The sequence below is a fragment of the Lentibacillus amyloliquefaciens genome, assembly GCF_001307805.1.
In the GTDB taxonomy this organism is placed as follows: Bacteria; Bacillota; Bacilli; order Bacillales; family Amphibacillaceae; genus Lentibacillus; species Lentibacillus amyloliquefaciens.
Genome location: NZ_CP013862.1, coordinates 2,617,416 through 2,635,482 on the forward strand (window position 1 = coordinate 2,617,416; position 18,067 = coordinate 2,635,482).

Annotated in this window: 20 protein-coding genes; 1 reads left to right on the forward strand and 19 read right to left on the reverse strand. The window is 43.2% G+C overall.

Going from position 1 to position 18,067, the window contains the following annotated elements; translation table 11 throughout:
- Positions 1-71 precede the first annotated feature (71 nt).
- The 16 genes from AOX59_RS13215 to metG all read right to left on the reverse strand — a co-directional run bounded on the left by AOX59_RS13215 (position 72) and on the right by metG (position 15,178).
- Positions 72-302: an anti-sigma-F factor Fin gene (locus AOX59_RS13215; RefSeq protein WP_068446206.1), complete on the reverse strand. Its 231-nt coding sequence runs from the start codon at positions 300-302 to the stop codon at positions 72-74.
- A gap of 112 nt (positions 303-414) precedes the next feature.
- The gene (pth, locus tag AOX59_RS13220) at positions 415-975 is read right to left on the reverse strand and encodes an aminoacyl-tRNA hydrolase (protein WP_068446208.1); all 561 of its coding nucleotides are present in this window, start codon (positions 973-975) and stop codon (positions 415-417) included.
- 111 nt (positions 976-1,086) lie between these two features.
- The gene (locus AOX59_RS13225) at positions 1,087-1,725 is read right to left on the reverse strand and encodes a 50S ribosomal protein L25/general stress protein Ctc (protein ID WP_068446210.1); all 639 of its coding nucleotides are present in this window, start codon (positions 1,723-1,725) and stop codon (positions 1,087-1,089) included.
- A gap of 140 nt (positions 1,726-1,865) precedes the next feature.
- Complete coding sequence (locus AOX59_RS13230; protein ID WP_068446212.1) at positions 1,866-2,819, reverse strand: ribose-phosphate diphosphokinase; 954 nt, start codon at positions 2,817-2,819, stop codon at positions 1,866-1,868.
- A 15-nt stretch (positions 2,820-2,834) separates the two neighbouring features.
- Entirely contained in the window at positions 2,835-4,214 is a 1,380-nt protein-coding gene (glmU, locus tag AOX59_RS13235) for a bifunctional UDP-N-acetylglucosamine diphosphorylase/glucosamine-1-phosphate N-acetyltransferase GlmU (RefSeq protein ID WP_068446214.1), read from the reverse strand.
- An 833-nt stretch (positions 4,215-5,047) separates the two neighbouring features.
- A complete protein-coding gene (spoVG, locus tag AOX59_RS13240; protein ID WP_068446216.1) occupies positions 5,048-5,338 on the reverse strand; it encodes a septation regulator SpoVG in 291 nt (96 codons plus the stop codon).
- 190 nt (positions 5,339-5,528) lie between these two features.
- Positions 5,529-6,347, reverse strand: coding sequence for a pur operon repressor (gene purR, locus AOX59_RS13245; protein ID WP_068446218.1), 819 nt, complete (start codon positions 6,345-6,347; stop codon positions 5,529-5,531).
- 69 nt (positions 6,348-6,416) lie between these two features.
- Positions 6,417-7,274, reverse strand: a complete 858-nt coding sequence (gene ispE, locus AOX59_RS13250; RefSeq protein WP_068448349.1) for a 4-(cytidine 5'-diphospho)-2-C-methyl-D-erythritol kinase — start codon at positions 7,272-7,274, stop codon at positions 6,417-6,419.
- 183 nt (positions 7,275-7,457) lie between these two features.
- Positions 7,458-7,625 (reverse strand): small, acid-soluble spore protein, alpha/beta type, encoded by a 168-nt coding sequence (locus tag AOX59_RS13255; protein ID WP_068446220.1) that lies wholly within the window; start codon positions 7,623-7,625, stop codon positions 7,458-7,460.
- A 189-nt stretch (positions 7,626-7,814) separates the two neighbouring features.
- The gene (veg, locus tag AOX59_RS13260) at positions 7,815-8,075 is read right to left on the reverse strand and encodes a biofilm formation stimulator Veg (protein WP_068446222.1); all 261 of its coding nucleotides are present in this window, start codon (positions 8,073-8,075) and stop codon (positions 7,815-7,817) included.
- Between the two features lie 211 nt (positions 8,076-8,286).
- Positions 8,287-9,168 carry a sporulation peptidase YabG gene (gene yabG / locus AOX59_RS13265; RefSeq protein ID WP_068446224.1) on the reverse strand — a complete coding sequence of 294 codons (882 nt, stop codon included), beginning with the start codon at positions 9,166-9,168 and terminating at the stop codon, positions 8,287-8,289.
- A 155-nt stretch (positions 9,169-9,323) separates the two neighbouring features.
- Positions 9,324-10,202 (reverse strand): 16S rRNA (adenine(1518)-N(6)/adenine(1519)-N(6))-dimethyltransferase RsmA, encoded by an 879-nt coding sequence (rsmA, locus tag AOX59_RS13270; protein WP_068446226.1) that lies wholly within the window; start codon positions 10,200-10,202, stop codon positions 9,324-9,326.
- Entirely contained in the window at positions 10,192-10,761 is a 570-nt protein-coding gene (gene rnmV, locus AOX59_RS13275) for a ribonuclease M5 (RefSeq protein ID WP_068446228.1), read from the reverse strand. Before rnmV ends, rsmA begins: the two co-directional genes overlap by 11 nt.
- Positions 10,762-10,905: 144 nt before the next feature.
- Complete coding sequence (locus tag AOX59_RS13280) at positions 10,906-12,171, reverse strand: resuscitation-promoting factor (protein WP_068446230.1); 1,266 nt, start codon at positions 12,169-12,171, stop codon at positions 10,906-10,908.
- Between the two features lie 206 nt (positions 12,172-12,377).
- A complete protein-coding gene (locus AOX59_RS13285; protein ID WP_068446233.1) occupies positions 12,378-13,151 on the reverse strand; it encodes a TatD family hydrolase in 774 nt (257 codons plus the stop codon).
- 68 nt (positions 13,152-13,219) lie between these two features.
- The gene (metG, locus tag AOX59_RS13290; RefSeq protein ID WP_068446235.1) at positions 13,220-15,178 is read right to left on the reverse strand and encodes a methionine--tRNA ligase; all 1,959 of its coding nucleotides are present in this window, start codon (positions 15,176-15,178) and stop codon (positions 13,220-13,222) included.
- Positions 15,179-15,473: 295 nt separating this feature from the next.
- Here metG and AOX59_RS13295 point away from each other — a divergent pair, with 295 nt between their 5' ends.
- Entirely contained in the window at positions 15,474-15,752 is a 279-nt protein-coding gene (locus AOX59_RS13295; protein WP_068446237.1) for a transition state genes transcriptional regulator AbrB, read from the forward strand.
- A gap of 388 nt (positions 15,753-16,140) precedes the next feature.
- Here the strand turns inward: AOX59_RS13295 and rsmI are convergent, their stop codons facing one another.
- The 3 genes from rsmI to AOX59_RS13310 are packed head-to-tail and all read right to left on the reverse strand — an operon-like array spanning position 16,141 to position 18,026.
- Positions 16,141-17,022 carry a 16S rRNA (cytidine(1402)-2'-O)-methyltransferase gene (rsmI, locus tag AOX59_RS13300; RefSeq protein WP_068446239.1) on the reverse strand — a complete coding sequence of 294 codons (882 nt, stop codon included), beginning with the start codon at positions 17,020-17,022 and terminating at the stop codon, positions 16,141-16,143.
- Positions 17,000-17,293 (reverse strand): GIY-YIG nuclease family protein, encoded by a 294-nt coding sequence (locus tag AOX59_RS13305; RefSeq protein ID WP_068446242.1) that lies wholly within the window; start codon positions 17,291-17,293, stop codon positions 17,000-17,002. Before AOX59_RS13305 ends, rsmI begins: the two co-directional genes overlap by 23 nt.
- Positions 17,280-18,026 carry a tRNA1(Val) (adenine(37)-N6)-methyltransferase gene (locus tag AOX59_RS13310; RefSeq protein ID WP_068446243.1) on the reverse strand — a complete coding sequence of 249 codons (747 nt, stop codon included), beginning with the start codon at positions 18,024-18,026 and terminating at the stop codon, positions 17,280-17,282. The genes AOX59_RS13305 and AOX59_RS13310 overlap by 14 nt, the downstream gene beginning before the upstream one ends.
- Between the last annotated feature and the right edge of the window lie 41 nt (positions 18,027-18,067).

The following is an 18,067-nucleotide window of genomic DNA, read 5'->3' on the forward strand; positions in this document are numbered from 1 at the left end:
GTTTACGTGCAAAAATGCCTTGATTACCATCTCTACACAGAACCAAAGCTTTTTACCTGATATATATTATCTCACTGTATAAAATAGTCCAGTTCGTGATACTGCGGATGACTGCCTAACGATTCTTCACAGCTTTCACAGATGGACTTGATTGTTATATCACCATTTGCTTCATAGCTAATCATATCACGTTTATCCTCACTTGATAACTGATCCAATCCGAGCATTGATGAATCAACCATTTGCTGGTCCAGTTTCCCAATTTCCTGGCTGCAATGTCTGCACTTGTAGACAATCGCCATAATATACCTCCTTCGAATAAACTTAGGTATTCTAAAGTTTATCCGAAACGCGTATATTTATACAGAAAATCTCGGGGTTCATCAGGAAACACCAGCCCTTTTTCTGCTCACTTTAGGTGTTAAAGTCGTTCATCACGACATCAAATGGCTTCTGAATCCATGTTTCACATGCATCAGCACTTTTTTCAATGCTTGTGGCAACATCTTCCTGCTGCTCCTTTGAGAATGGCTTTAATACATAATCAACAACAGGCATGGCTGCAAGAGGTCTGCCTATGCCGATGCGCAAGCGTTTGAATTCTTTGGTACCTGCATGATCAATAATGGAACGAATACCGTTATGACCACCGTGACCGCCTTTTTGACGTAAACGAATTTTACCGGCCGGCAAATCAAGATCATCATAGATGACAAGAACATCTTCCGGATCTATTTGATAAAAATCCAATAATGGCCGAACCGATTCACCCGAAAGATTCATAAATGTCTGTGGTTTTAACAGGACAATCTTTTCTCCATCAAGGGTCTCCACCGTTGATTTACCATTAAATTTATCTTTTTTTAATTTCCAATTATGACGGTCAGCTATTTTCTCAACAACCATAAAGCCGACATTATGCCGTGTTTTGCTGTATTTTTTCCCTGGATTTCCCAGCCCAACGATACATTTCATTTAGCTTCTTCCTTTATACTGCATTTTAAACGGGTTCTAAAACAATTCGCCAATGAAGCAAAACCCTCCTAATAACTGCTGACTAGGAGGGCTTATATAATAGGCTTGGTGTTATTCGCTTTTTCCTTCGTCCTCTTCGGCGCCAACCAATTCCGGTTCTGCTCCTTCGTCTGACTCTTCACCTTCAAGATCTTCTACTGTGTCTGGCGGTACAACGGTTGCAACTGTTGTATCTTCGTCTTCATTGATTTCATAGAGGTCAGCTTTTGGCAAATCAGCAACGGTTATCGTATCACCGATCTCCAACTTGTTGACGTCAACAGAAATGACTTCTGGAATATCCGCCGGTTTAGCACGTACCTGCAATTCATACATCGGCTGCTGCAGAACGCCGCCATCTTTAACACCAACAGGTTCACCGTCAAGGTTAAGTGATACTGTTACGTCCATTTCCTGTTTCATGTTGACGATATAGAAATCTGCATGAATCACTTCGTCTTTCAACGGTTCAGTCTGATATTCATGAAGCATGACGTCTACAGGCTTCTCACCTTCGATATCAAGTGAGATGATTGCGTTTCTGCCTTCATCTCTTACCGTTTTGACTAATTCGGTGCTATTAACAAAAATGGCTTTAGAGTCTTCCTCCTTACCATAAACAACTGATGGCACATCGCCATTCGTCCTGATTTGCTTTGTTGCAGACTTTGTCAGATCTTCGCGTTTTGCTGCCTTTAATGTTACTGCCATTCTTAATCACCCTCCATTATTTAACAACCTGGGGTCTTCACCAGGATTCATATGGCACATATTTTTCAGTATCGTTTCTATTAAAACATAATTTATGTCATTTCACAAAACAGGCTTATAGCTTATCTTTAATGAAATGCTTAGTCAAACAAAATGCTTACGGATTTCAGTTCATGAACACGGGTTATTGCTTCACCAATCAGCGGTGCAACAGATAACTCGGTGACTTTACCGTTCTTTCGTTCTTCGGTAAGCGGGATGGAATTCGTAACAACCAATTCCTTGATTTCGGAATCGTTAATACGCTGCAGTGCAGGGCCTGATAAAACAGGGTGAGTACAGCATGCATAAACTTCTTTCGCACCGTTTTCCACCAACGCGTTGGCAGCCGCAGTAATTGTACCTGCTGTATCAATGATATCATCAATCAGGATGGCTGTCTTCCCTTCGATATTCCCGACAATATTCATCACTTCTGAAACATTCGGACGCGGACGGCGTTTATCAATGATTCCAATCGGTGCCTTCAAATAGTCCGCCATCTTTCTTGCCCGGGTCACACCGCCGTGGTCCGGGGAAACGACGATAATATCGTCAAACTCCATTTTCTCAAAATGATTCGCCAATATTGGTACACCTTGCAGATGATCAATTGGGACATTGAAGAAACCTTGAATTTGTGGTGCGTGTAAATCGAGCGTTATCATCCGGTCGGCACCGGCCGTTTCAAGAAGGTCGGCAATAAGCTTTGAAGTTATCGGTTCTCTTGAACGTGCTTTCCGGTCCTGTCTGGCATAACCATAATACGGCATAACAATATTGATGGACTTGGCCGAAGCACGCTTCAGCGCATCAATCATAATCAACAGTTCCATCAGATGCTGATTAACCGGGGCTGAGGTTGATTGAACAACGTACACATCTTTTCCGCGGACGCTCTCCTCAATATTAATCTGAATTTCTCCGTCACTAAAAGTGGCTACTGTACATTCTCCTAATGTTGTCCCAATGTGTTCGGCAATATCCTGAGCCAGATCCCGGTTTGAATTCAGTGAAAACACCTTCAGCATTGGATCTTTATAGCTTGATCCCATGAAATGAACCCTCCATTAGTCCTTTTTTTGATTTTTGATTCTTGAAGCATAACCTTCTTTATTTGTTTGTCTGGAACGGGCAATCGATAATGCGTCTTCAGGGACATCTTTTGTAATCGTCGACCCTGCAGCAACATAAGATCCTTTTCCAACCGTTACCGGAGCGACTAAATTGGAATTGCAGCCGATAAATGAATCATCGTCAATCGTTGTCAGATACTTATTCTTTCCATCATAATTCACTGTAATCGTACCGCAGCCAATATTGACATTACGGCCGACATCGGCGTCTCCGATATAACTTAAATGGGAAACCTTACTCTTGTCACCTAATGACGATTTTTTCACTTCAACAAAGTTGCCGATTTTTGCTTCGTTGCCGATTTTTGCTTCAGGGCGGATATGTGAATAAGGTCCAATCTGCACCCGATCACCTATACGGCTGTCTTTTGCGACACTTTGTTCGAGAGTGGTTCCTTCTCCGACATAGCAATTTTCAACTTCTGAATGCGGTCCAATCTCAGCATCTGCTTTAATAGTTGTTTTTCCTTTAATAACCGAACCCGGATGAATTAAAACATCTGCCTCAATGACCACCTCAGGACTGATATAAGTATTGTCAGGGTCTATAAGTGTGACCCCGTTTCGCATATGTTGTTCATTGATCCGTTTTTTCAGCGATTTTTCTGCCTGTGCCAGGGCGACGCGGTCATTAATACCCAGCGTTTCTTCAAAGTCTGCTGTCTGGAACGCGCTGACTTTCTCATTACGATTTTGCAGAATTTCAATGACGTCCGGCAAATAATATTCACCTTGTACATTGTCATTTGATACATGGTGTAATGCTTCGAAAAGGGCTTTGTTATCAAAACAGTAGGTCCCTGTGTTAATTTCATCGACTAACAGTTCATTGCCGGATGCATCTTTATGTTCAACTATCCGCTTCACTTGATTCTGATCATCACGAATCACTCTGCCGTACCCACCGGGATCTGGTGCTTTTGCGGTTAAAATAGTCGCTTTTGCTCCTTCTCTTTCATGGTGATCGCAAAGAGCCTGATATGTTTCATGAGTAATCAATGGCGTGTCCCCACAAACAACAATTGTTGTGCCCTCCTGATTTTTCAGAAGGTCTTCAGCCTGCAGTACAGCATGGCCTGTCCCCAATTGTTCTTCCTGTAAAACCGTTTCACTGTCCTCACCAATATATTCGGCAACCTTATCAGCGCCATGGCCGACGATTGTGACCATTTCATCAGGTTTGACCGGTTTTAATTGATCGATAACGTGCTGCACCATCGGGCGGCCTAAAACCGGATGAAGCACTTTATATAGTTTCGACTTCATTCTGGTACCTTTTCCGGCAGCCAAAATAACTGCATATCGTTTCGCCATAAAGAGCCTCCATTTCATTTATCCCGCATATAAAGGGCACTAACCCGCCACATAACGGCGGCTAACTGTCCTTAAATACCCGATTCTGTTCAACTAACCATCAGTGTGGAGAAATACACTCCACTGATGGAAGTTTCACTTTATCCATTATGAATATATCTTAAAAATGGGCTGATTTCAACAGATTTAATGTTTGCATAGAGAGGAAAAAGCTGTTAGAGCACACGTTTCAAAGTGTATTTCGTTTTCGATGGGATTGGCAAGAAACACACATTTCCTTTTGCAAACCGCAAATGGCAGGACAACTCTTTAAAAAGGTTATTTTCTAAAAGGTGGTTGTTTTTGACACAAAACCCATAAAATGCGAACTAACTTTAACTATTAGCTGGTGCGTAATCCACCGCTTCGGAAATACACTCCGCGCACCTTAGGGCGGCTGGTGAGCCTCCTCGTGCTGGCTCACTGCGGGGTCTCACCGATACCTCCCGTCCCGCTGGAGTCTCCGTGTATTTCCTGCGCTGGTTTCGTGCTTTATAGTCTGATTATTTTGGATTTTAACTAAACTTCTCTTGTGAATGTTGATTGAAGTGGAGGACAGTCGACTCCTGCGGGAAAACGGGCAGCTGAAGACCCCCACAGGAAGCGCTTTTTGCTTCCGAGGAGGCTGAAGCGTTGCCCTAAGGTGCGCGACTGTCCGGAACGGAAATCAACATAGCACTACGTCGCAATTTACATCAACTAAGTAAAAGCAACAATGATCGCGAAGGAGCCTCAAAAAAGACAAAAAAGAAGGCTAACCTGTGACAGATTAGACCTCTTGTTGAATAACTGATTTAAGATGCACCGGCTTCTTCATATTTCTCCTCTTGTTCACCGGCGCGATGATATTCTTCTAATACTGCATCCTGAATCTTACCGCGAGTATTAGAATTGATAGGGTGAGCAATATCCCTGAACTCACCATCAGGGGTCCGCTTGGAAGGCATAGCCACAAACAAACCATTATTGCCGTCAATCACCCGAATATCATGAACCACAAATTCTTCATCCATGGTAATCGAAGCAATTGCTCGCATTCTCCCCTCTGTGTTCACGCGGCGTAGTCTAACGTCAGTTACCTCCATGATGTTTCACCACCTTTTCCCTTTTGAACTTATTACCATTATTCAACAAAAGATTAAGAAATCCTGCCTGTCCATCAAAAAAATTTCGAAAATATTGCTTTATCTTAAAATAGACATTGTATTGTTGACCATCATCGACTCTTAGTCATTTTTTATACGAGGATGAAACAATGGAGAAGTTTAAGGTGCTTTAACGGTTTTTAGAAAAATTTCCAGGATGGACTTCAATTGTTTTTTGCTTCATATCCACGTTAGTGATCTTCACCAGGGAGGTATAATTCTCAACGACACGTTCATCTTCTTCGTCATCTGCTTCCGCGAGTACACCGATGGCTCCCACATTGGCATTGAATTCTTTCAAGAGACTTATCATGCCATTAATCGTTCCGCCTGCTTTCATAAAATCATCTATAATACAAACGTTGGCACCTTCCTGCAGGCTTCTTGTCGGCAGAACCATCGTCTGGATTTTCCGTGATGAACCTGAAACATAATTGATGCTGACAGATGATCCTTCTGTCACTCTGGGATCCCGTCTTACAATAATAACGGGAACGTTCAAAACCGATGCAGCAGCATAAGCAAGGGGGATACCCTTTGTGGCGACAGTCATAACCGCATCTATCTCCATATCAGAGAAAGCTGACGCTAAGACACGGCCAATTTTGTTAACCATTTTCGGGTCACCCAGCAAATCACTCATATATAAATAACCGCCGGGAAGGATACGAGACGGGTCCTGTAACGTTGTGCAAAGCTCATTGATAAACACATTCGCATTTTCCCCGGAAAAGCCGGGGATAAAGCTGACACCGCCTGATGCCCCGGGATTTGTCTGCAAGTGACCAAAACCTTCTTCCTGCATTACCCGGTCAACAATATCAAGATCTTCACTGACAGAAGATTTTGCCGCACCATATTTTTCACTGAAATATGGCAGAGATGTATGTTTCTTAGGATTTTCCAAAAAATAATTCGTTAACGATACTAATCGATCACTTCTTTTCATATGCCACCTCTTACTTATATCCGAATATTTTAAACTAATATATCATTATTATACGTTTTTTATCAAGTATTAGCGCCGATCAAGCATCTGAACGATGTGAACCTCATTGCAAAATCCTCTCAGCCCATTATAAATACGCTTCGCCTTGCTGAAATGTCTGGTAAGCCCCGCAATAGTCGGTCCGCTTCCGCTCATCATTGCACCGGACGCGCCTGTCTGCAGCATTTTATCCTTAAGTTGCTTCACTTCCGGATATAAAGGGAACGTCACATCTTCCAAAGCATTGCCGATATGGTGGCATAACTTGTCAAAGTCTTTTTCTGCCAGTGATTGAATGACCGCCTCTGTTTGCGGATGCGAAATGGCATCCGTGTTAACTTTGGGGAAAATATGCCTTGTTGAAATGCCAATATTGGGTTTGGCAAGCACCACGTAACATGGCGGAGGCGAAGCCAACGTACGGATTTTTTCACCATGGCCTGTCCCTAGGGCGGTGTAGCCTGTAATGCAGAAAGGCACGTCTGAGCCAAGCACTGAGCCAAGTTCGATGAGCTCGGCCTCCGAAATACCAACAGACCACATGCGGTTAAGACCCCTTAGTACAGCAGCTGCGTCACTGCTGCCGCCCCCGAGCCCTGCTGAAACAGGGATATTTTTCCGGATATTGATACGGACTCCCCGATGCAGCTGATATGTATTTTTAAAAACAAGCGCAGCTCTATACGCCAGATTACGTTCATCGTTTGGGACATACTGGTTATCGGTGGAAATCTCAATTCTGCCATCAGCAATGTCATATAGCTCAATCCTGTCAGCTAAATCGACAGTTGTCATAATCATTTCAACTTCATGAAAACCATCTTCACGTTTTCCCAGCACATCAAGTGATAAATTAATTTTCGCCGGTGCCCGTTCAAATAAAACCATCTCTTCACCCACTTTGCACATCAAGGGATTTAGATTTATTGCTTTTTGAAATATAAACTTATAGAAAATTGTACCATATTCAAAAGACACTATCGAGCACCAGCCGGAATACACCTTTCTCGGCTTTTCCGGGGCAATTATCGCGAAAAAAGGCAAACCCGCCAATGGGGTCTGCCCCTTTCTTTACTTCATGTTTTGCTCGGCCATTTCAATTGCTCGTTTCACCATGTTACCGGCATCTTTCGCTTTGATGCCGCCCCAGCCTTCCTTTTGTACAGTGTCGTAAAAACCTAACTCTTTGGCAATTTCCTCTTTCAAATGATCTGACATTGCACCACCGCGTCGCGCCATGAAAGAAACATCCCCTTTCCTTCAAGAGTGGTTACGACATTTGTAGTATATGCTTTCACATAAAATAAACACCCGTTATAAGTATACAGAAAAGGAAATATTTTATAGGCTGTGTTTTCGCATATTTTCTCCGCATCTTCTCAAACTGTAAAAACAGCGTAAAAATGCAAAAAAGCAGCAAACGTTTGTTTACTGCTCGACTATCATTGCTTGTTCACCCTGAAAACTTAATTCCACTGTCTCGGTCAGCACATCGGCATAGCTGTAAGAAACACGTTCGAATGCATTCTCGTCCTGATCCAGTTCAACAATAAAAACAGATGGATAGGTTTCTGCCAGTATACCGCAACGTTCAATTGTTTTTCGTCTGCCTCCATTAGCTCGCAGGCGCAAGCGCTGGCCAACGTGACATTCAAGACCTTGTTTGATTTCGACTAATGTTTTTCCCACTATACTCCACCTCACTCATTTTCTATAATAGCATATGCTTGTATAATAGTCAAATAAAACCTTATATTATAACAGCATAGCTTTTTTAATGTCAACACTAAAAATCACTCGGCTTTCTTATTATGGCAAATTATTAACAAAATATGTACAACATTCGCCGATTTCCCCGTTGAAGCAGGGATGAGAAAGAACCAGCCTTATGCCGGTCCCATTATATTGACTGGTCATCATTCTCATTTTCCGGAGCAAGCGGCATGCCCATCCGCAGAAGTCCCTTTGTTTCCACACCGCCCAACCCTTTCTCTCCAGTCAGCGTGTTCCGAAGCAAATTCCATATACTGATTTTTTCCATAAATGGTGTATAAGCCACTTTAGCTGCAATATAAACCGGGTCCAGCGCATGAATGTTAATCCGTGAGGGTGAGCTTGCAAAATTAGCTCCTGCGCGGATAAGCGATTCAAAATGGGATTGGCAGGCTCCGGCAAATATAACCAATTCATCAAGCCGTGGATTCTTTTGTCTGATAATCTCCACGGTTTCAATAAAGTATTTCGAATGCCGGTAAGCTCGGAGATCGTTCTTCCGTCCTTTATTCCTGGAAAAAGCATCATGACCCGTAATCACAATGATATGCGGATCTACTTCGTCTACGAGTGCCCCGATTTCACCGGGCATTTCTTTTTCAAGCATATGGACGCCATGCACCTCAAGCCCGACTCTTTTATATAATTCCATGCATTTTCTGAGATATGTCCGATCACCATCGACATGAAGAACTCTGGCCGGCAATTGAAAAAATCCGGCTGTATGCTGATAGCCATCACCCGACTCATATTCACGCTTTTCCTTCATGAGCCGATAATCCTGACTGAACAACCGGTAAGAAAACTCCACCTGTTCTTTTTCTTTCTGTTTGCGCACCGCCAAATCTTTCTCTTTGACATACACTAAATCATCCAAAGGAGCATCTGCTGCAAGACGGACATCTTCCCCGTGCAATATTGCTGTATCGCCGGTAATCGATGAAATGCGAAACAGTAAATCATGATTGTGCGATTTCCGTGTAACACGCTCACCTGGTGAAAAGCTCATAACGCCACCTCACAGCCTCTGTTTAAGTAATTGAAAACAGTTCTTTAACGATAGGCTATGCAAATAGCTGATTGGCTGTGCCTCAGATGTGATACTTTCCACGGAAATCAAAAAAAGCACTCGCTTTATGTATGTATAGCGAATGCCGGAATCGTTTATTTTGTCATCTGGTAAAATGTGTTGGCCAAGTCAGCAAATTCCTGCATTGTTAAAGATTCACCGCGTCTTGTGCCATCAAGACCTGCTTTCTCCAATGCATCTGATATCATTTCTTTATCAGCTGTCGTTTTAAAGTACCTTACGAGATTATTCCGCAACGTTTTTCGCCGCTGAGCAAAACATGCCTGTACAATATCGAAAAAGTAATCTTCATCAGCCACCTGAACGGGGGGCTTGCCGCGCTTCGTTAATTTCAGCACGCCGGAATCAACATTTGGCGGCGGCATAAATACAGTTTTGGGCACATGCATAACAACTTCTGCCTCTGTATAATACTGCACAGCTATCGACAATGACCCATAACTTTTACTGTTTGGCTCCGCTGCCATCCTATCAGCCACTTCTTTTTGGATCATAACGGTAAAACTCATCACAGGCAAGTTTTCACGCAACAGTTTCATCAGTATTGGGGTCGTTATGTAATACGGGAGGTTGGCGATGACATGAATCGGCTGGCCATGTTCAAAATAATTCTTCACCATTTCATGCACATTTGCTTTTAGAATATCCTGATGTATCAGATGAATATTGTCATATGCGGCCAGCGTATCCTCAAGAACCGGCAATAGCCTCTGGTCGATTTCATAGGCAAGCACCTTGTCTGCTTTGACAGCCAGTTGTTCGGTCAGAGCACCGATCCCGGGCCCTATTTCAATAGCGCCGGCTTCTTTATCAATACCAGCCTTTTGAATAATATTATTCAGGATATTGACATCAATGATGAAATTCTGGCCTAAACTCTTTTTGAAAGAAAAATTGTACGTATCAAGTATCTCCCTGGTTCGCTTAGGGGTTGCAATCCATTTAGCAGTCATTATTTTCCTCCTGCATAACCTGACTCATAGCTTCATCGAACTGATCTTTCGTGATATGAAACATCCTCAGCCGCCTCAGCAGCTGTTTGCCGTTTGTATGACCGATTTGCAGCAATTCGCCGAGACGGGTGCGCCTTGTGCGAGCCTTTGAGCCGCCAATCAGGCCGAAAGCAATCAGGTCTTCCCGTGTAATCCCAGAATAATTCTCTTCGGATAAAGAATAAACGCCCTGAAGCGCATGCTTAATGGCTGCACTAGAAGCATGTTCAATACCGAGACTTTGATTATCAGAGTTTTTAGCACGTGCAGCATCACGCGGTAAAAATGCATGTTTGCAGCCAGGGACGGCTTGATCGATAATATGTCGGATCCGTTTGCCGGGATAATCCGGATCCGTAAAAATAATCACACCGCGTTTAGCTTGTGCATGCCCGATTTGTTTTATAACGGATTTTCCAACGGCAGAGCCATTCGTTTCAATTGTATCCGCATCAACAGTCTGGGTTATTTTGGCGGTATCATCGCGTCCCTCTACAACAATTACTTCTTTTATCTTCACGTATATTCCTCTTCTCATAGGAATTCATTTTCGTCGGCGGATGACAGTCTGTTACACAATAATGCTCCTACCACTATATCATGGCAGGAGCACTTTAGCATCAGCTGTTCAAAAATTGCTTCAAAAGCGCTTTTTCAGCTTACCTTAATCCAAAACCTTAACTTTAACTGTTTTTCGGCCAAAACTCAAAGCTCGACTTTTTGATTTAAAGTGAAGGTCAATCCGATTCCCTTTAATATGGCCGCCTGTATCACCGGCAACAGCTTCCCCGTATCCTTCAACCCAGACTCGTGAACCCAACGGAATGACATTTGGATCCACTGCGACAACTTTAGGAGTGTTCCGTAAGTTTATCCCAGTTGCTGTATAACCATTGCCATTACAGCCTGCACAATCTATCGTATAAGCAGTGGCATTCATGTGCATTACTTCCCCGCCGGAATTGCTGCTATTGTCACTTTGACTACTGTCACTACTGCTATTACTCGTGTCGCTTTTGTTCGTATTGCTCTTATTGCTTGAGACTGTTCTCAAGTTTGCTTCCTGCTGTTCTTCTTTCGTTCCAACCGCAACAACACGGTTTTTGCTTTCCTGTTTCACTTCTTCATCAATCAAATCACGGTTTACTTTTTCACCGTTTTCTTTTGTTATTTCATAGGTTTTTATAACGACACCTTCCTGGCCTTTGGCTATAACGTTCTTTTTCCCTTTCTCCAGGCTATCGTCTTCACGTTCCTCTACCTTGAAATCAACTGTCTGCTTCACTTCGTCCGTTTCTTTGTTAACGCGCGTGATGGTAATCGGTTTATCCTTAGTCACATCTTTTTTCTTACCCGGCTTTAACTTGTCATCATCATCGAGGGAGATATCGTTCTCTTTCAGCAGTTGTCCCACTGTTCCCCCGGTTGCCCAGACTTTTTCTTTGTCACCACCGTTGTCGATAGTTACTTTAAAGGCCCTGTCGACAGTGTATTTCATACCAGCACTGATGGCATCATTTTTTCCATGTGAGGTTTGATCATGATTCGAAACAGTTATGCCCTTTTCTTTCAGGAATTCCTGAATTTTATCACTTGTCGTGTAATAATCCTCTTCTTCGCCATCAACAACAACCGTTATCTTCTGTGCTTCTTTGTATGTAATATTCATTCCATTTTCAATTGGTGCGTCTATGTCATGAGATAATTCATCTTGTTGAGAGTAGGTAATGTCTGCTTCAGCAAGCAGCTCTTTTACAGTGTCTGCATGGGTCTGGATGGTTTCTTCTTTTCCATTATCCTTGATGACCACTTCTGCTTTGGTTGTTTCCACAATAATGAAGCTTGCGAAAACAATCAATGCTAACAGTCCAACCCCGGATAGAATCCAGTTCCGGGCAGATTTTGGCAATAGCTTCGAGAAAATATTCATGCTATTTTGCCTCCTTTCACTGCGACTTTGATTATAATAACACTCCTATGTAATTACAACCCAAATTCGTTTACGATCTATTTACAATTAAATTACAAATAATAACCATCGTATAACAATGACTCTAAAAACCTTGATGTGTCAGTATTTTTAAATTAAAAAAACCCGGCAATAAAGCCAGGTTTTCCGTTAGAAAATTCGTATTATTACTTGTCTCGAATATTAAAAAAAGTAAATGCGTTTTCTGTTGTAATTCGGCTAAGTTCATCGAATGACATGTCGCGCAATTCGGCAATTTTTTCAGCCACGAGTTTCACGTAGGCTGGTTCATTGCGCTTGCCGCGGTTTGGATGAGGTGCCAGAAAGGGGGCATCAGTCTCTACCAGCAGACGGTCAAGCGGTACTCGGGCGGCTGTATCTTTTGGCAATATCGCATTTTTGAAAGTTACCGGACCTCCTAGTGACACATAAAAGTTCATATCCAGTATAGTCTGGACATACTCACTGGAATCATTGTAGCAATGCATAATGCCGCCGATTTCTTTTGCGTTTTCTTCCTGTAATAGCTGCAAAATATCTTCTGTTGCTTCCCGATTATGGATAATAATCGGCATGTTGACTTTTTTGGCTAAAGCAATTTGTTTGCGGAACACGTCTTTCTGGACTTCTTTTGGCGATTTGTCCCAATGATAATCCAATCCCATTTCGCCAATCGCCACTACTTTAGGGTGTGATGACAGCTCCTCAATCCAAGCCAGATCCTCACCTGTCATATCGACCGCATCAACCGGATGCCAGCCGACAGCAGCATAAATGGTTTCATATTTTTCAGCGATTTCAATCGCAAGCGGGATTGTTTCACGATCGAATCCGACAACCACCATATATTGTACGCTCGCATCAAATGCACGCTGAATGGTCGCCTCACGATCTTCAGAAAATTGATCCGCGTTTAAATGAACATGGGTATCAAATAACATACAGCACTTCCTTTCACAGGAAAAGGCCAAACTCCTCGTGAGCTGACCTTTCCCCGCATTCATATCATTTATTTAACAACAGAGCCGTTTGGCAATGATTGTTCAACAGAAGCCAGGGCGAGCTGGCCGCCTGCATCTTCACCGGAGAGGATCATGCCTTCTGACATTTCGCCGCGAAGTTTAACGGGCTTCAGGTTTGTAATGCAAATAACTTTTTTTCCGATGAGTTCTTCCGGTTTATAATACTCGGCAATGCCTGATACAATCTGCCGTTTTTCATTGCCGGCATCTACTTGAAGCTTCAGCAATTTATCGGCACCTTTCACTGATTCTGCCTTCAGAACTTCGGCAACCCGCATATCCAGTTTCATAAAGTCATCAATTGCAATTTCTTCCTTTTGGTCCGGCGCTTGTGTTTCTTCTGTGTTTTTCTCTTGTGCCGGTTTTTGCATCATCGCTTTAATCGCCTGAACTTCTTTATCGACATCAAGACGCGGAAAGATTGGCTGACCCTTCTGAACGGCAGTCCCTGCTTCAATTCGTCCATCTTCACGGACGCTGTTCCATTCTTTCAGGGCCTCATCTTTTATTCCCAGCTGCGTGAAAATTTCTCCAGGCGCCTCTGTCAGGAATGGCTGCAGCATAATCGCAATTTTTCTCAAAGATTCGGCAAGATGCGCCATCACGTTTCCGAGCCGTTCTTTACTTGCTTCATCTTTTGCAAGTTGCCACGGTTCTGTTTCATCAATATATTTATTGGTACGGCTGATCAGCTGCCAAAGTGATGAGAGCGCCACAGAAAATTGCATATTATCCATCGCGTCCTCCACCCGCTCGACGGTATCCTGCTGGAGCTTCTCAAGTGACTCTTCAATGTCGGTTTCAGCTTGCCGATAAACCGGCATCTTACCGTCGAAATATTTGCTAATCATAGCAATGGTCCGGTTCAATAAATTGCCAAGGTCATTTGCCAAATCATAGTTCGTCCGTTCCACGAACCCTTCCGGCGTAAATACACCGTCCGAACCGAATGGGACCTCACGAAGCAAGTAGTAGCGCAGTGCATCAAGACCGTATACATCTGTCAGCTGTACCGGGTCAACAACATTCCCTTTTGACTTGGACATTTTGCCATCTTTCATCAAAATCCACCCATGCGAGAACACTTTCTTCGGCAGCGGCAGATCCAGGGCCATCAGCATAATTGGCCAGTAAATCGTATGGAAACGGACGATTTCCTTACTCATGAGGTGCACATCGGCAGGCCAATATTTTTGATAGAGCTCATCATCATCGGTGCCATAACCCAGTGCTGTAATATAATTCGACAAAGCATCAATCCAGACATAAATGACATGCTTCGGATCACCGGGTACTTTAATCCCCCAGTCAAATGTGGTACGGGAGACAGCCAAGTCCTCAAGGCCCGGTTTAATAAAGTTATTCAGCATTTCATTTTTACGTGTTTCCGGCTGGATAAATTCAGGGTTTTCCTCATAAAATGCCAACAGTCGATCGACATACTTGCTCATTTTAAAGAAATATGACTCTTCTTTCACTTTTTCAACCGGAGCTCCACAATCAGGGCAATGACCGTCATCCAATTGGCGCTCCGTGAAAAAAGATTCACATGATGTACAATACCAGCCCTCATACTCATCAAGGTAAATATCACCTTGCTGAACAAGCTGATCAAAAATCTTTGCCACTACCTTTTTATGGCGCTCTTCAGTAGTCCGAATAAAGTCATCATTGGTTATCTTTAATTTTTTCCAAAGGTCCTGAATTCCGCTGACAATTTCATCAACATATTCCTGCGGTTCCATACCTTTGTCGTTTGCTTTGCGCTGGATTTTCTGACCGTGCTCATCAGTTCCTGTCAAATACATGACATCATATCCGCGCAGACGTTTATAACGCGCCATTGCATCTCCGGCCACAGTCGAATATGCATGCCCGATGTGCAGATTGCCGCTCGGATAATAAATCGGTGTGGTTATATAGAATGTTTTTTTATCAGTTGGCATTGGTTTTACCTCCTCTTTCATGAGTTCTATTGTAGCGCTTTTTAATAGGTTTTCCAATTACAGACCTTTTTTCACAGTATGCACCATTATGTAATCAAAATATTTCTTATAGACGTCCATTTTATCAAAAAAGACAGCATTTGTTTAGTTAAGCTAATTTTCGAATTAATTTTTATCTATTTATTGACACGCCTATAAATGATTGGTATTATATCCCATAAGTAAGTGTCGAAACATGGCGAAAACTTTTTATGGCAGTTGCATAACCGAAGCCACAAGAGGGGAGAATGAAAAGATGAAATCTACCGGAATTGTGCGGAAGGTTGATGAACTTGGGCGGATTGTTCTTCCGATTGAATTGCGCCGTACACTTGATATCAATGAAAGAGATGAGCTGGAGATTCACATTGATGATGACCGGGTGATATTGGAAAAGCATAGACCAAATATGAAGTGCCAAGTTACCGGCGAAACATCTGATGATAATCTCTTTTTAGCAAATGGCAAAATCGTTCTTAGTCCGGACGGGGCAGAACAGCTCATTGAAGAACTTCAATCACGATTAAACAAATAACCAAAATGTTGTATAAAGTCACTGAATGTGCGAAAGACGGCTGACGCCTTGGTATTCCAACGTCAGCCGTCTTTTTGTTGCTCCTGAATGCTCGTAATTGATGTAAACCGCGACGTAACTTTAGGTGTAAGTTGGTGCGTTGTCTACCGCTCCGGAAATACACGCCGCGCACCTTAGGGCGGCTGGTGAGCCTCCTCGTGCTGGCGCACTGCAGGGTCTCACCGATACTCCCGTCCCGCAGGAAGCGGTTTTCCTCCGAGGAGGCTGAAGCGTTGCCCTAAGGTGCGCGACTGCCTGAAACGGAAATCAACATAGCACTACGTCGCAGTTTATGGATGAATTATCAAAAACAACAGCCTTTAGAAAAAAGCCTTTTGCTGTTAGCGGGTTATTGCTCCTTCTGGTTAATATGGTAAGCTTGATAGACATCGCGTTTAGCCATATGACGATCTTCTGTTACGCGTTTGATAGCCTCTTTACTGGAAATATTTTTTTCATTTATATAATAATTGACGTGCCCAACAATCGAATAACTGCTCCACCACAGGTCACTTTCCTGCGGGGCACCCGATGAGGCTCCTTCTACCACCAGACAAAATTCACCTTTCAGCTCCGTTTCTTCTGCCCATGTCATAAGTTCTTCAGCTGTGCCGCGCACATATTCCTCAAATTTTTTGGTCAGTTCCCGTGCCGCCGTAATCCGGCGATTGCCGAGATGTGTCTGCAGCATTTTCAGTGTATCTTTTACTCTAAATGGTGATTCATAAAACAGCAACGTTGCCTGATTTGATTTCAGACGTGCCAGTTCGGCTTCTTTTTCTTTCTTTTTTCGCGGCAAAAATCCATAAAACAGAAACTCATCCGATGGAAGGCCGGAGCCGACCAGTGCGCATAACGCAGCGTTCGCTCCGGGCAAAACAACAACCGGATAATCAGCTTCAATTGCTCCCTGGAACAATTCGAAGCCTGGGTCCGACACACCCGGTGTGCCGGCATCACTGACAACAGCAATCGATTCTCCCTGTTCCAGCCGCTCGAGCAATTGTTTGGTGCGGCTTTCCTTATTATGCTCATGGTAACTGATAAGCGGTGTGGCAATTTCAAAGTGGTTGAGCAATTTCTTTGTGTTTCGAGTATCTTCAGCGGCAATGACGGAAACTTCCTTCAGTGTTCTGAGTGCACGGAAGGTTATATCTTCCAGGTTTCCAATTGGCGTTGGCACGACATAAATAATACTTTCTTCCCGGTTAAAGCTCTTTTGAATTTTCAAAGTCCATCACTTCTTTCAGCTTATCCCGGATCAATTGGGCTTTACCTTTACGTGTCAGCTGTTTGATTTCATTTTCCCGCCGCATGGCTTCTTCCTTAGTCGGGAATTGCTCCCTGAACACAACTTTAAATGGACCCCGGCCGCGCGTGTACTTGGCGCCTTTTCCTTCTTCATGCATCTTAATCCGGTTCTCCAAGTCGTTTGTATAGCCAGTATAAAGCGTATTGTCCGCACACTTTAAAATATAAACAACATGTTCATTGTTTTCCATAAATAATTCCCTCTGCTTCCGTCGTATAAGTATTGTCCTCATTGTAAATGTACAAGGGAGACAAAATCGTCAAGTCCGAACTGCCATCCCTTGTCCCTTCAATTAAAAGCATGTTGGCCTCCCGTCCGCGTTTCGGATATACGAACTGCAGACGTTTAGGTTCTATTTTATATTGGCGGAATAGCGCAATGATATCAACAAGCCTGCCCGGTCGGTGAACCATGGCAACTTTCCCGCCTGGCCGCACATGCAGCTTACATGCTTTGATGACGTCTTCAAGTGTAGTATAAACTTCATGCCGTGCAATTGTTAAATAATCATTGTGATTATGTTCTGAAACAGCAGGTGTCGGAAAATATGGCGGGTTGCACGTGACAACATCAAATGTACTATGCCCAAGGTGCGCCTTCATTTCCTTTAAATCACCATGAATCATCGTTAAACGATTCTCCAATTTATTCAGTTCCACACTGCGTTCAGCCATATCGGCAAGCCTTTTCTGTATTTCAACACCTGTAATCGATGCATTCGTTCGGCGTGATAACAATAGCGGCACCACACCATTGCCGGTGCATAAATCAAGAATACGTCCTTTCCTGATTGGCACGTAGGCAAAATGAGCAAGCAAAACAGCATCGAGGGAAAAAGCAAATACTTCCGGGCTCTGGATTATATGCATCGACTCCTCTGACAGCAAATAATCAATCCGCTCATCATCGTATAGCTTAACCATGTCCGCCTTCTCCATCCTATCTGATTAAATTAGAGCTGTCT